General features: G+C 70.2%; 13 protein-coding genes. 10 read left to right on the top strand and 3 right to left on the bottom strand.

Features of this window, described 5'->3' with window-relative positions; all coding sequences use genetic code 11:
- Positions 1 to 170 precede the first annotated feature (170 nt).
- The 5 genes from ACFQUV_RS10215 (at position 171) to ACFQUV_RS10195 (ending at position 3,471) form a co-directional block, all read left to right on the top strand.
- Positions 171 to 689, top strand: a complete 519-nt coding sequence (locus ACFQUV_RS10215; protein WP_129609378.1) for a prolyl-tRNA synthetase associated domain-containing protein — start codon at positions 171 to 173, stop codon at positions 687 to 689.
- Positions 690 to 773: 84 nt separating this feature from the next.
- Positions 774 to 1,685, top strand: a complete 912-nt coding sequence (trxA, locus tag ACFQUV_RS10210; protein ID WP_129609379.1) for a thioredoxin — start codon at positions 774 to 776, stop codon at positions 1,683 to 1,685.
- Positions 1,686 to 1,719: 34 nt separating this feature from the next.
- The gene (locus ACFQUV_RS10205; RefSeq protein WP_129609380.1) at positions 1,720 to 2,394 is read left to right on the top strand and encodes an LON peptidase substrate-binding domain-containing protein; all 675 of its coding nucleotides are present in this window, start codon (positions 1,720 to 1,722) and stop codon (positions 2,392 to 2,394) included.
- 151 nt (positions 2,395 to 2,545) lie between these two features.
- Positions 2,546 to 2,746 (top strand): Trm112 family protein, encoded by a 201-nt coding sequence (locus ACFQUV_RS10200; RefSeq protein WP_111388168.1) that lies wholly within the window; start codon positions 2,546 to 2,548, stop codon positions 2,744 to 2,746.
- A 92-nt stretch (positions 2,747 to 2,838) separates the two neighbouring features.
- Positions 2,839 to 3,471: a glutathione S-transferase family protein gene (locus tag ACFQUV_RS10195; protein WP_129609381.1), complete on the top strand. Its 633-nt coding sequence runs from the start codon at positions 2,839 to 2,841 to the stop codon at positions 3,469 to 3,471.
- Between the two features lie 28 nt (positions 3,472 to 3,499).
- On the opposite strand, the gene ACFQUV_RS10190 is transcribed toward ACFQUV_RS10195, so the two are convergent.
- On the bottom strand, positions 3,500 to 4,717 hold the full coding sequence (locus ACFQUV_RS10190; protein WP_129609398.1) for a ubiquinone biosynthesis hydroxylase: 1,218 nt from the start codon (positions 4,715 to 4,717) through the stop codon (positions 3,500 to 3,502).
- Positions 4,718 to 4,737: 20 nt separating this feature from the next.
- Positions 4,738 to 4,947: a hypothetical protein gene (locus tag ACFQUV_RS10185; RefSeq protein ID WP_129609382.1), complete on the bottom strand. Its 210-nt coding sequence runs from the start codon at positions 4,945 to 4,947 to the stop codon at positions 4,738 to 4,740.
- Between the two features lie 191 nt (positions 4,948 to 5,138).
- Here ACFQUV_RS10185 and tesB point away from each other — a divergent pair, with 191 nt between their 5' ends.
- The 4 genes from tesB (at position 5,139) to ACFQUV_RS10165 (ending at position 8,836) form a co-directional block, all read left to right on the top strand.
- A complete protein-coding gene (gene tesB, locus ACFQUV_RS10180) occupies positions 5,139 to 6,008 on the top strand; it encodes an acyl-CoA thioesterase II (RefSeq protein WP_129609383.1) in 870 nt (289 codons plus the stop codon).
- 236 nt (positions 6,009 to 6,244) lie between these two features.
- Complete coding sequence (locus tag ACFQUV_RS10175) at positions 6,245 to 6,583, top strand: P-II family nitrogen regulator (RefSeq protein ID WP_111387381.1); 339 nt, start codon at positions 6,245 to 6,247, stop codon at positions 6,581 to 6,583.
- Between the two features lie 440 nt (positions 6,584 to 7,023).
- Complete coding sequence (locus ACFQUV_RS10170) at positions 7,024 to 7,362, top strand: P-II family nitrogen regulator (protein ID WP_111387379.1); 339 nt, start codon at positions 7,024 to 7,026, stop codon at positions 7,360 to 7,362.
- Between the two features lie 28 nt (positions 7,363 to 7,390).
- On the top strand, positions 7,391 to 8,836 hold the full coding sequence (locus ACFQUV_RS10165) for an ammonium transporter (protein ID WP_129609384.1): 1,446 nt from the start codon (positions 7,391 to 7,393) through the stop codon (positions 8,834 to 8,836).
- A gap of 149 nt (positions 8,837 to 8,985) precedes the next feature.
- Here the strand turns inward: ACFQUV_RS10165 and ACFQUV_RS10160 are convergent, their stop codons facing one another.
- On the bottom strand, positions 8,986 to 10,824 hold the full coding sequence (locus ACFQUV_RS10160; protein WP_129609385.1) for a M3 family oligoendopeptidase: 1,839 nt from the start codon (positions 10,822 to 10,824) through the stop codon (positions 8,986 to 8,988).
- Between the two features lie 177 nt (positions 10,825 to 11,001).
- Between ACFQUV_RS10160 and ACFQUV_RS10155 the strand changes: the two genes are divergently transcribed.
- Positions 11,002 to 12,519 carry a sigma-54 dependent transcriptional regulator gene (locus tag ACFQUV_RS10155; protein ID WP_129609386.1) on the top strand — a complete coding sequence of 506 codons (1,518 nt, stop codon included), beginning with the start codon at positions 11,002 to 11,004 and terminating at the stop codon, positions 12,517 to 12,519.
- The last annotated feature ends 202 nt before the right edge of the window (positions 12,520 to 12,721 follow it).

Below are 12,721 nucleotides of genomic sequence, written 5' to 3'. Positions count from 1 at the left end.
CGATCGGCTTGGCAACCGTCGTGAAACACCGACATGGCGGGCCGTCGCGATACCATGGTTTCAGGCTCTCACGCCTGTGGACAGGGTTGACGGGCCGCCGGCCGGCAGGCTCCAGTGCGGCGCCTCGATCGCCGAGCCCGGTCCACCGAACCCGATCGCCGACCACCGTCATGCCCGCCACCCCCGACGACCTGTTCGCCTGCCTCGACCGCCTCGGCATCGCGCACCGGACGGTGCGGCACCCGCCGGTCTTCACCGTCCGGGAGTCGACGGCGCTGCGCGGCGAGATTCCCGGCGGCCACACCAAGAACCTGTTCCTCAAGGACAAGCGCGATGCGCTGTTCCTGGTGGTGGCGCTCGAGGATGCGGCGATCGACCTGAAGGGCCTGCATCGGCGGCTGGGCGCCTCGGGCCGCTTCTCGTTCGGCTCGGCCGATCTGCTGCGCGAGACCCTCGGGGTGGAGCCCGGCTCGGTCACCCCGTTCGCGGCCATCAACGACACCGACGCGCGTGTCACCGTGGTGCTGGACCGTCCGATGATGGCGACGAGCCCCTTGAACTATCATCCGTTGGTCAACACCATGACGACCGCCGTCGCGCCGGACGATCTCGTCCGCTTTCTGCGCCACACCGGCCACGAGCCGCGCCTTGTCGCGGTCTCCGGGCCGGCCCCCGGCGGGTCCGATTGAGGTCGCGATTGCAATGAGTTCCGCGCTTCCCCATGTAGTCGGGCGAAGGGGCGCGGCGGCAGCCCGGTAGAGGACGGATTCCAGATGTTGCAGAACGGCGGAGCGGCGGTGGCCGCGGACGGGCTCGTCAAGGACACGACCACCCAGGGCTTCATGAAGGACGTGATCGAGGAGTCGCGCCGGCAGCCGGTGCTGGTCGACTTCTGGGCGCCCTGGTGCCAGCCCTGCAAGCAGCTCACCCCGATTCTGGAGAAGGTGGTCCGCGCCGCCAAGGGCAAGGTCAAGCTCGTCAAGATGAACATCGACGAGCACCGCGCCATCCCGCAGCAGATGGGCATCCAGTCGATCCCGGCGGTGATCGCCTTCGTCAACGGTCAGCCGGCCGACGGCTTCATGGGCGCCCTGCCGGAGAGCCAGGTGGTCGCCTTCCTGGAGCGGCTGACCCGCGGCAAGCTCGGCGGCCCCGACGACGCCGTGCAGCAGGCCCTTGAGGCCGCCGACGCGGCGCTGGTGGAGGGCGACGCCGCCGGCGCCGCCGAGATCTACGCCGAGGTGCTGCAACACGATCCCGAAAGCGTCCACGCCATGGCCGGGCTGGCGCGCTGCCACATCGAGACCGGCGCGCTGGACGAGGCCCGCCGGATCCTCGACCAGGTGCCGGCCGCCAAGCGCAACCAGGCCGCCGTCACGGCGGCGGCCGCCGCCCTGGAGGTGGCCGAGCAGGCCGCCTCGCTGGGGCCGATCGTCGAGCTGGAGAAGCGGCTCGCCGCCGATCCGCGCGACCACCAGGCTCGCTTCGATCTGGCTCTCGCGCTCAATGCCAAGGGGCGCCGTGCCGAGACGGTCGACCACCTGCTGGAGATCGTGCGCCGCGATCGCCAGTGGAACGACGACGGAGCGCGCAAGCAGCTCGTCCAGCTGTTCGAGGCGTGGGGGCCGACCGACGAGGCCACCGTGACCGGGCGCCGCCGCCTGTCCTCGATCCTGTTCGCCTGAGGCGCCGGCCCCGCCGGTCGCAGGGAGAGCCGCCATGCCGATGAACGCGGTCTACCGGGGCCCCGCGGATCTGCCGTCGACCCTGTCGCTGTTCCCGCTGTCGGGCGCGCTGCTGCTGCCGCGCGGCCAGATGCCGCTCAACATCTTCGAGCCGCGCTATCTCGCCATGGTGGACGATGCCCTGCGGCACGGCCACCGCCTGATCGGGATGATCCAGCCCGACAGCGCCCATCCCGGGCCCGACGACAAGCCGAACCTGTTCCGGGTCGGCTGCGTCGGTCGCATCAGCCAGTTCGCCGAGACCGGCGACGGGCGCTACCTGATCCAGCTCACCGGCGTCGCCCGCTTCCGGGTCGAGCACGAGCTGGCCGCCGACACGCCGTACCGGCAGGCGCTGGTCAGCTACGCCCCGTTCGCCGACGACTTCGTCGCCCGCAAGGGCGAGCGGGAGGTCGACCGCACCGCCCTGCTGCGGGCGCTGCGTGACTTCCTGGAGGCCAACAAGCTGAAGGCCGACTGGGAGGGCATCGAGAACGCCCCCAACGAGGCGCTGGTCAACGCGCTCGCGATGATGTCGCCCTACGGGCCGGCCGAGAAGCAGGCCATGCTGGAGGCCCCGGACCTGAAGGCCCGGGCCGAGATCCTGGTCGCCGTCACCGAGATCGAGCTGGCCAAGGGCCGCACTCCCGGCGACGCGCCGCTGCAATGATCCGCCGGTGCCGCGGCGGCGGCGCGCCGGAGCCGGGGTGCCGCGGCGGCCGAAATGCTCTATCCTCCGCGCCGGCGTCTTCGCCGCCGCGGAGGCGCTCTGGTGGCGGCGTCGTCGTCGCCCGCCCTCGCTGCAACGGACAGTACTCGGCATGACCTCGCTTCCTTCCGACCGTGCGACCGGCTCCGTCGATCCCAAGCTTCTCGAAATCCTCGTCTGTCCGCTGACCAAGGGGCCGCTCGAATACGATGCGGCGCGCCAGGAGTTGGTGTCGCGCGCCGCCCGGCTCGCCTATCCGATCCGTGATGGCATCCCGATCATGCTGGTCGACGAGGCGCGCCGTCTCGACTGACGGTTTCGCGTCCCCCTCCCGACCGCGTCCCCGGCCTCCGGACCCGCACGGCGCGCCGGCTCGCCCGACACCGACCATCCGGAGCGCTCGTGATGTTGAAGATTTGGGGCCGCACCACCTCGGCCAATGTCCAGAAGGTGATGTGGGCGGTGGGCGAGCTCGCCCTGCCGCACGAGCGCGTCGATCTCGGCGGGCCGTTCGGCGGCAACCGCGAGCCCGACTATCTGGCCAAGAATCCCAACGGCTTCGTCCCCACCATCGAGGACGACGGCTTCGTGCTGTGGGAATCCAACACCATCCTGCGCTATCTGGCGGCCAATCCCGCGGGGTCTGCGGGCGCGACGCTGGAGCCGGCCGATCGCCGCGACCGCGCCCGCGCCAGCCAGTGGATGGACTGGGAGCTGACGGTCGCCTCGCCGGTGTTCCGTCCGGTGTTCATCGGCCTGGTGCGCACGCCGGCGGCGCAGCGCGACGCCGCCGCGATCGCCGCGGCGACCGAGACGAGCATCGCCGCCATGACGATCCTCGACGCCGCGCTGGCCGGCTCGGCGTATCTGGCCGGGGACACCTTCTCGTACGGCGACATCCCGCTCGCCGTGCTGGTGCGGCGCTTCCTGGAGCTGGTGGTCGAGCGGCCGAGCCTATCCAACATCGAGCGCTGGTACACGGCGATCGAGGCGCGCCCGGCCTTCCGCGAGCATGTCGGCGGCATTCCGATGGTTTGATCCTGCTTCCGGGTGACAGCGGTGTGCGCTACAGCGCCTCGCCGCGCATCAGCCGCGGCACCGCGCCCGACACGCCGGCCGCCTCCTGGACGAACAGGCGCTTGAGGGCGGGGGCGCGGTCGACCAGGCCGAGGCCGAGGTCGCGGACCAGGCGCAGCACGTCGGAATGGTTCGAGAACAGCCGGTTGAGGCCGTCGGTGGCGAGCCCCATGGTCATCGCGTCGAAGCGCCGCCAGCGCTGGTAGCGCTCCAGCACGTCGGCGGCGCCGATATCGAGGCCGAGCCGGGCCGCGTCCGCGATGGTCTCGGCCAGCGCCGCGACGTCGCGCAGCCCGAGATTGAGGCCCTGGCCGGCGATCGGATGCACCCGGTGGGCGGCGTCGCCGATCAGCGCCAGCCGGTCGGCCACCAGGCTGCGGGCGATGGTCAGCCCGAGCGGGAACGCCTGGCGCGGCCCGGCCAGCGAGAGCGCGCCGAGATGCAGCCCGAACCGCGTCTCCAGCTCGGCCAGGAAGCCGTCGTCCGGCAGGGTGACGATGCGGTTCGCCTCGTCGGTCGTCTCGACCCAGACAAGCGAGCTGCGCCGCCCGGTCAGCGGCAGGATGGCGAACGGCCCGGCCGGCAGGAAGTGCTCGGTGGCGCGGCCGTGATGATCGCGCTCGTGCGCCACCGTGGTGACGATGCCGGACTGGCCGTACTCCCAGCCGACCGTGCCGATGCCGGCGAGATCGCGCAGGCGCGACCGCATGCCGTCGGCGGCGACCAGCAGGGCGGCCGCGATCGTGGTGCCGTCCGAGAGCTGCGCCGTGACGCCGTGCGGCCCGGCCTCGTAGCCGGTGACCGCGACGGCGCGCAGATCGAGGCCGACGGCCTCGGCTCGCGCCCGCAGCGCCGCCAGCAGCACGCCGTTCTCGACCAGCTGGGCGAAGGGCTCGCCGGGCGCCACCTCGCCCGCGAAGGTGAGCAGCACCGGCCGCACGGCATCGTCGAGCCGGCTGTCGGTGATCACCATGTCGAGCACGTCCTGGGCGGCGCTCGCCACCGCGCCCCAGGCGCCGAGCGACTCGAGCATGCGCCGGCTCGCCGCCGCGATCGCCGAGGCGCGCGCATCCGGCGCCGGGCGGTCGCGCGCCGGGTCGGCCACCACGATGCCGAAGGCGGGGCCGAGCGCCTCGCGCAGCGCGATCGCCAGCGCCAGGCCGGCGAAGCCGCCGCCGGCGACGAGAACGGCGATGCGCTTGGTCAGATGCTCACCAGTCCAGGACATTATTTACACTCAAACGGGAGGCCTTCGGCAATGCGATTGAGGACATTGCCGATCTCCTCAGTATTTGCATTTAACCGCATGAGCTGAATTACCACTTCCTTCAAAGCGATTTCCAACCGCTCCTCGCGGGAAGTTTCTTTGTACATTTTTTCGAAAACAGCGATCTCTCGATCGCTCGCAGCCCAATGGGTCTCTTCGTATGCGACCATGTCTAGCCTCGGTTGTAATCGGTATCCCGATGTCTTCGTCGACAGACTTTCCGCCTCACGAGGGCGGCTGCTTTTAAGTCAGCTCACGTTACATGGATTCGCTGTGGCTCGCCTTGACATTGCCGGAGGTGCGGCGTCACTGACGGGAGCTTCCCACCATCCTTTGCCTCCGCCGTCCAGGACCTTCTCTCATGGCGTCCGCCGTCCAGCACCTGCTCTCCGTCATCGATCTCGAGCCGCTCGAGGTGAACCTGTTCCGCGGGCGCTCGCCCCAGTCCGGCTGGCAGCGCGTGTTCGGCGGCCAGGTGATCGGCCAGGCGCTGGTCGCCGCCTGCCGCACCGTCGACGAGCTGGCCGAGCGGCCGCCCCATTCGCTGCACGCCTACTTCCTGCTGCCCGGCGACCCCAAGGTGCCGATCATCTACCAGGTCGAGCGGCTGCGTGACGGCAAGAGCTACACCACCCGCCGGGTCACGGCCATTCAGCACGGCCGGCCGATCTACTCCACCATGGTGTCGTTCCACGGCGCCGAGAACGGCATCGAGCATCAGTTCCCGATGCCCGACGTGGCGCCGCCCGAAAGCCTGCCGAGCGAGGCCGAGCTGAAGGAGCGCATCCTGCCCCGCATGCCCGATCCGGTCCGCGGCTATTTCGAGCGTGAGCGGCCGATCGAGCTGCGGCCGGTGGAGTTCGAGCGCTATCTCGGCAAGGCGCATCCGGAAGGGCGCTTCCACGTCTGGATTCGCACCACCGGGCGGCTGCCCGACGAGCCGGCGATCCACCGTTGCGTGCTCGCCTATGCGTCCGACATGCTGCTGCTCGACGCCGCCATGATCCCGCACGGCCGCACCCTGTTCGAGAAGGACATCATGGCGGCGAGCCTCGATCACGCCATGTGGTTCCACCGGCCGTTCCGCGCCGACGACTGGCTGCTGTACTGCCAGGACAGCCCCAGCGGGGGCGGCGGCCGCGGCTTCGGCCGCGGGCTGATCTTCACCCGCGACGGCACGCTGATCTCGTCGGTGGCGCAGGAAGGCGTCATCCGCACCCGCACCCGCTGAGCCGGCGATCGGCCGGTCCGCACCGGCGACGCGCCAGCTGACGGCGGCCGCGGCTTGTCGTAGGGTGCGGCGCGTCGTTGCGTCGCCGGCATCCGGCCGGCGCGCCGACAGCGAGGGATCGAGGGGGCCGGCGTCGTCGATGCCGGCGTCGTCGGTCCCGGCGCCGCGGGACTATGGCATAGGGCTGTGGCCATAGGGCTGTGGCGCATCGCCGAACATTGTGGAAGGGGGGCCGGATGAAGCTCGTCATCGCCGTCATCAAGCCGTTCAAGCTCGACGAGGTGCACCAAGCGCTGACCCGCATCGGAGTCAGCGGCATGACGGTGACCGAGGTCAAGGGCTACGGCCGGCAGAAGGGCCACACCGAGATCTATCGCGGGGCCGAGTACGCGGTCAGCTTCCTGCCCAAGGTGCGGATCGACGTCGCGGTGCCGAGCGAGCAGGTCGAGACCGTCATCGAGGCGATCTCGACCGCGGCCCGCACCGGCCAGATCGGCGACGGCAAGATCTTCGTGACCGACATTCAGCGCGCCGTGCGCATCCGCACCGGCGAGGCCGACGCCGAGGCGCTGTAGGCACGGCGCCGTCTGATCCGGTCCCGGGTCCCGGCGCGACGCCTGTGGCCGCGCCGGTCGAATCGTGTCCTCGTCCATTCAGCGGCCTTGCAGGCCCGGCGGTCGCCGAGCCCCGCCTGTCGCCTCGCGGCGCGGCTGCCGGCCCCCTGGGCCACGTGCACGTCTGACCAAGATTCAGGCAGCCCGCGCCCTTTGATTGCGCACACCTCTTAGCTCACGCGCCGGCCGACGGTCGCCCGCCTGGCGCCGATGCGTCCCCCTGCGTCACCGCCAAGCCGCGGCAAAGCGGCGCGGAATCGCGCTTTCGCGCCATCAGATCAGTGTTGGCACGCGGCTTGATTTGGAGAGCCCAGGCAAAGCCTGCGGGGGGCGATCTCGCGTGCGGAGCCGCTCATTTCAGCCCGTCCTCCGCGAGGGGGGCACCAGCGGGGATCGAATTCATGAAAATCGTCATGGCGGTCATCAAGCCATTCAAGCTCGACGAAGTTCGCGATGCGCTCACGTCCATCGGCGTCTACGGCATGACCGTGACCGAAGTGAAGGGCTACGGCCGACAGAAGGGCCACACCGAGATTTATCGCGGCACCGAATACGCCGTGAGCTTCCTGCCCAAGGTGAAGGTCGAGATCGCGGTGCCGAGCAATCAAGTCGAGAAGGTGATCGAGACCATCTCGGGTGCCGCCAAGACCGGCCAGATCGGCGACGGCAAGATCTTTGTCCTCGGCATCGACCAGGCGGTCCGCATCCGGACCGGCGAAACCGACAACGCGGCGCTGTGACCCGCACCCATCGGACAGGAGCGAAACGATGACACTCAGACTTCCGATTCGTGCCGGGATCACGGCCTTCGCGGTCGCGATGCTGGCGGCGGTACCCGCACTAGCGGCCGAGCCGACCGTCAACAAGGGTGACAACGCCTGGGTGATGACCTCGGCGGTGCTGATCCTGCTGATGATCATTCCCGGGCTGGCGCTGTTCTACGGCGGCCTGGTGCGCAGCAAGAACATGCTGTCGGTGCTGGCACACGTCTTCTACACGGTGTGCGTCGCCATCCTGCTGTGGGCGATCTACGGCTACAGCGTCACCTTCACGGGCGGCTCGCCGTTCATCGGTGGCTTCTCCAAGCTGTTCCTCGCCGGCGTCACGCCCGAGACCAAGGCGGCGACCTTCTCGGTCGGCGCCAACATCTCGGAGCTGATCTATGTCTGCTTCCAGATGACCTTCGCGGCGATCACGCCCGCCCTCATCGTCGGCGCCTTCGCGGAGCGGATGAAGTTCTCGGCGCTCGCCCTGTTCATCCCGCTGTGGATCACGCTGATCTACTTCCCGATCGCCCACATGGTCTGGTACTGGGCCGGCCCCGACGCGATCGCCGATGCCGCCGCGGCCGTCGCCGCCGCGACCGACGCGGCCGCCAAGGCCGCCGCGCAGGCCAAGCTCGACGAGGTGATGGCCGATGCGGGTCAGATCTTCTCGTGGGGCGCGCTCGACTTCGCCGGCGGCACGGTGGTGCACATCAATGCCGGCATCGCCGGCCTGGTCGGGGCGCTGCTGGTCGGCCGCCGCATCGGCTTCGGCAAGGAGCTGATGCCGCCCCACTCGCTGACCCAGACCATGATCGGCGCCGCGCTGCTGTGGGTGGGGTGGTTCGGCTTCAATGCCGGCTCGGCCCTCGAGGCGAGCGGCGCGGCCGCGCTGGCGATGACCAACACCTTCGTGGCCACCGCCGCGGCGGCGCTGTCGTGGATGTTCGCCGAGTGGGTCGTCAAGGGCAAGCCGTCGCTGCTCGGCGCGCTGTCGGGCTGCATCGCCGGCCTCGTCGCCGTCACCCCGGCGGCCGGCTTCGCGGGTCCGATGGGCTCGATCGTGCTCGGCCTCGTGGTCGGCGTGGTCTGCCTGTTCTTCTGCTCGGTGGTGAAGAACGCCTTCGGCTACGACGACGCCCTCGACGTGTTCGGCATCCACTGCGTCGGCGGCATCGTCGGCGCCCTCGCGACCGGCATCCTGGTCGCCCCGGCGCTCGGCGGCACCGGCGTCTACGACTACGTCGCCGCCAAGGTGGCGGACTACGACATGGTCACCCAGGTGCTGGCACAGGCCAAGGCGGTCGGCCTCACCATCGTGTGGTCCGGCGTCGGCTCGCTGGTGCTCTACAAGATCGTCGACCTCGTGGTCGGCCTGCGGCCGACGCCCGAAGCCGAGCGCGAGGGCCTCGACCTCGCCGATCACGGCGAGCGCGCCTACACCATGTGAGGTGACGCGACGAGGTGAGGTGACGAGCTCACGGACGGAGCGGAGACCCGGCACCGCTCCGGCCGGTGGGAGGCCCCGACCTCGTGTCGGGGCCTCTTTTTTGCGGCCTGACGCGAGCGGACTCCGATCCGGCTGGATCGGCTCTCGCCCTACCGGACCTCCATCGCCTCCAGCTCGTCGATCATGGCGGCGATCAGCCCGAGCCCGCCCTGCCAGAAGCCCGGATCGCGCGCATCGAGACCGAACGGCGCCAGCAGCTCGGCATGCGGCTTGGTGCCCCCCGCCGCCAGCATGGCCAGATAGCGGTCGGCGAAGCCCTCGTGGGCGTTCTCGTAGACCGCGTACAGCGCGTTCACCAGGCAGTCGCCGAACGCATAGGCGTAGACGTAGAACGGCGCGTGGACGAAGTGGCCGATATAGGCCCAGAACGTCTCGTAGCCGGGATGCAGCTCGATCGCCGGGCCGAGGCTCTCGCCCTGGACCTGCATCCAGATCGCGCTGATGCGGTCGGCGGTCAGCTCGCCGTCGCGACGCTCGCTGTGGATGATGCGCTCGAACGTGTAGAAGGCGATCTGCCGCACCACCGTGTTGAGCATGTCCTCCACCTTGCCGGCCAGCATGGCGCGGCGGCGCTTCTTGTCCTTGGTGGCGGCGAGCAGCTTCCGAAACGTCAGCATCTCGCCGAACACGCTGGCGGTCTCGGCGAGCGTCAGCGGCGTCGGCGCCATCAGCGGACCGTTCTTGGCGGCGAGAACCTGGTGGACGCCGTGGCCGAGCTCGTGCGCGAGCGTCATCACGTCGCGCGTCTTGCCCTGGTAGTTGAGCAGCACGTAAGGGTGCGCCGACGGCACCGTCGGATGCGCGAAGGCGCCCGGCGCCTTGCCGGGCCGGGTCGGGGCGTCGATCCAGCGCTCGGTGAAGAAGCGCTCGGCGATCTCGGCCATCCGGGGCGAGAACGCCCCATAGGCGGAGAGCACCGCGTCCTTGGCCTGCTCCCAGGGAATCGTCGGCGTCGCCACCTTCGGCAGCGGCGCGTTGCGGTCCCAATGGGCGAGGCGCTCCTTGCCGAACCACTTCGCCTTGAGGGCGTAGTAGCGGTGCGACAGCCGCGGATACGCATCGCGGACCGCGCTCACCAGCGCCTCCACCACCTCGCGCTCCACCCGGTTGGCGAGATGGCGCGAGTCGGCGATGTCGGCGAAGCCGCGCCAGCGGTCGGAGATCTCCTTGTCCTTGGCGAGCGTGTTGGTGATCAGCGTGAAGGTGCGCAGATGCTGCCGAAAGGTGTCGGCCAACGCCTCGGCGGCGGCCCGGCGGGTCTTCTCGCTCGGGTTCTGGAGCAGCGTCAGCGTCGGCTCCAGCGGCAGCGTCTTGCCGGCGACCTTGAAGCGCAGGCCCGCGATGGTCTCGTCGAACAGCCGGTTCCAAGCCGCGTAGCCGGTCACCGACTTCTCGTGGAAGAGCTGCTCGACGCGATCCTCGAGCTGATAGGGCTTCTCCTTGCGGACATCCTCGATGAACGGCCGGAAGTGGCCGAGCGCCGGGTCCTGCATGGCCGCCTCGATCAGCGCGTCGTCGATGCGGTTGAGCTCCAGCGCGAAGAACAACAGGTGCGAGGACGCGGCGGTGATCTGGTCCTGCACGTCGCCGTAGAATTTCGCCCGCACCGGGTCGGTGGTGTCGCCGGCGTGGACCAGGCTCGCATAGGAGATCAGGCGACCGAGCAGGTCGTCGAGCGTCTCCAGCCGGCGGATCGCCGCCGCGAGCGCCTGCCCGGCATCGGCCGCGGCCGCCATCTCGGCGAGCCGGCCCTTGTAGGTCTCCTCGAACGCGATGCACTCGGCCCGCGCCCGGTCGAGATCGCGCCGCACCTCGGGTGAATCGAGCCCCGGATAGAGGTCGGCGAGGTTCCATTCCGGCAACGCCCCGAGGGCGGCGGGAGCGGGATCGCTGGTCGCGACGGCCGAGCGGACGGGCGAAGGCTGCATGGCGGCGAGGGTCCGGACCTGTGAACGGGACGTCCGGTCGTATCCGGTGCCGACATGGCAAAGCAATGGCGGTGTTCGCCGCCGCGCCTCCGGCCGGCCCTGCGGCCGGGTAAGCCGGCGTTAATCCTGAGCCCGGACAATGCCCCAAATCGAGACAGTCGGGCCGAAGTCCTCGCCATGCCGGAGCGCGTTCTGATCGTCGACGACGACCCGGTGCAGCGCCGCCTGCTCGAAGGTCTGGTCGGCAAGCTGGGGTTCGAGCCGGTGGTGGCGACGGGCGGCGACGCCGCCGTGGCGCTGCTCGCCGATCCCGACGCGCCGGCCATCGACGCCGTGGTGCTCGACCTGGTGATGCCGGATCTCGACGGCCTCGGCGTGCTGGCCAAGCTGCGCGAGGCCGGCCACGCCGTTCCGGTGATCGTGCAGACGGCCCATGGCGGCATCGACAATGTGGTGTCGGCGATGCGGGCCGGCGCGGTCGACTTCGTGGTCAAGCCGGTCGGCCCGGAGCGGCTGCTCGTCTCGCTGCGCAATGCGCTCGCCACCCGTGCCCTGGCGGGCGAGCTGTCGCGGCTCAAGCGCAGTCGCGCCGGCACGCTGACGGTTCGCGACATCGTCACCCGCAGCCCGCGCATGCGGGCGGTGCTGCGCGCCGCCGAGAAGGCGGCCGCCTCAACCATTCCGGTGCTGATCGGCGGCGAATCCGGCGTCGGCAAGGAGCTGGTGGCGCGCGCCATCCATGGCTCGGGCGAGCGGCGGGCGAAGCCGTTCGTCGCCGTGAACTGCGGCGCCATGCCGGACACGCTGGTCGAGTCGATCCTGTTCGGCCACGAGAAGGGGGCCTTCACGGGCGCCTCCGACCGCCATCTCGGCAAGTTCGTCGAAGCCTCGGGCGGCACCCTGTTCCTGGACGAGGTCGGCGAGCTGCCGCCGGCCGCCCAGGTGAAGCTGCTGCGGGCGCTCCAGGAGGGCGAGGTCGAGCCGGTCGGCGGCCGCCGTGCCGTCAAGGTCGACGTCCGGGTGATCTCCGCCACCAATCGCGATCTGATCGCTGACGTCGCGGCCGGTCGCTTCCGCGAGGACCTGTTCTACCGGCTGCACGTCTTCCCCGTCACGGTGCCGCCGCTGCGCGAGCGCGCCGAGGACATTCCGGATCTCGTCCGCCACTTCGTGCTGCGCTTCGCGGCCGAGGAGGGGCGGCGGGTGCGGCGCGTCTCGGTGGAGGCGCTGGCGGTGCTGTCGCGTCATCCGTGGCCCGGCAATGTGCGCCAGCTCGAGAATGCGGTGTTCCGTGCGGTGGTGCTGGCGGACGGCGAGGAGGTGGGGCTCGCCGAGTTCCCGCAGATCGCCGGCGCGGCGAATCCGCCGGTCGACGCCGCGGCCGATCTTGCCGCGAATCTGCCGCAAACCAGCCCGGCCGAGACCCCCTTCGTTTCGCTGGACGTGACGGAGCCGCCTGCCGGGGCGGGCCTGCTGCGGCTGCTCGACAGTGATGGCGAGGTCCGCCCGCTGGACGAGATCGAGGCCGAGGCGATCCGCTTCGCGGTCGCCCATTACGGCGGCCAAATGTCTGAAGTCGCTCGAAAACTGAAGATCGGCCGGTCGACCCTCTACCGCAAGCTCGACGGCCTCGGCGACGTCCTCGGCGATGGCGCCGAGAGCGAGGCGCTGGCCGGCGACGTGGCCGTCCGGTGACAGGCGGCTCGAAAAGCGCCGCCATGGTTTGGAAATTGGGGCTCGGCCGGCGACGGCTGGGCTAAGGTCTTGGACCGAAGGCGCGGTTCCGCGCGTTGCCGGAAGCGAGCGAGTCGCCCCGGCATCAGGCCCGAGTTCGGTTCTCGTGAACCGAGGGTCGCGACAACTCGACCGACGTGGTGCTGACGTTTGCCCTGGGGAG

The organism is Rhodoplanes sp. P11, assembly GCF_964266735.1.
Lineage (GTDB): Bacteria > Pseudomonadota > Alphaproteobacteria > Rhizobiales > Xanthobacteraceae > Rhodoplanes > Rhodoplanes serenus.
The sequence above is the reverse complement of the archived record's forward strand: the minus strand, read 5'-3'. Positions and strand labels throughout refer to the sequence as shown.

Excerpts from the sequence above, each read along its gene's own strand:
- ACFQUV_RS10165 (WP_129609384.1), top strand. The coding sequence starts at position 7,391 with ATGACACTCAGACTTCCGATTCGTGCCGGGATCACGGCCTTCGCGGTC.
- ACFQUV_RS10205 (WP_129609380.1), top strand. The coding sequence starts at position 1,720 with ATGCCGATGAACGCGGTCTACCGGGGCCCCGCGGATCTGCCGTCGACC.
- ACFQUV_RS10195 (WP_129609381.1), top strand. The coding sequence starts at position 2,839 with ATGTTGAAGATTTGGGGCCGCACCACCTCGGCCAATGTCCAGAAGGTG.
- tesB (WP_129609383.1), top strand. The coding sequence starts at position 5,139 with ATGGCGTCCGCCGTCCAGCACCTGCTCTCCGTCATCGATCTCGAGCCG.
- ACFQUV_RS10160 (WP_129609385.1), bottom strand. The coding sequence starts at position 10,824 with ATGCAGCCTTCGCCCGTCCGCTCGGCCGTCGCGACCAGCGATCCCGCT.
- ACFQUV_RS10170 (WP_111387379.1), top strand. The coding sequence starts at position 7,024 with ATGAAAATCGTCATGGCGGTCATCAAGCCATTCAAGCTCGACGAAGTT.
- ACFQUV_RS10175 (WP_111387381.1), top strand. The coding sequence starts at position 6,245 with ATGAAGCTCGTCATCGCCGTCATCAAGCCGTTCAAGCTCGACGAGGTG.
- ACFQUV_RS10200 (WP_111388168.1), top strand. The coding sequence starts at position 2,546 with ATGACCTCGCTTCCTTCCGACCGTGCGACCGGCTCCGTCGATCCCAAG.
- ACFQUV_RS10155 (WP_129609386.1), top strand. The coding sequence starts at position 11,002 with ATGCCGGAGCGCGTTCTGATCGTCGACGACGACCCGGTGCAGCGCCGC.
- ACFQUV_RS10185 (WP_129609382.1), bottom strand. The coding sequence starts at position 4,947 with ATGGTCGCATACGAAGAGACCCATTGGGCTGCGAGCGATCGAGAGATC.
- trxA (WP_129609379.1), top strand. The coding sequence starts at position 774 with ATGTTGCAGAACGGCGGAGCGGCGGTGGCCGCGGACGGGCTCGTCAAG.
- ACFQUV_RS10215 (WP_129609378.1), top strand. The coding sequence starts at position 171 with ATGCCCGCCACCCCCGACGACCTGTTCGCCTGCCTCGACCGCCTCGGC.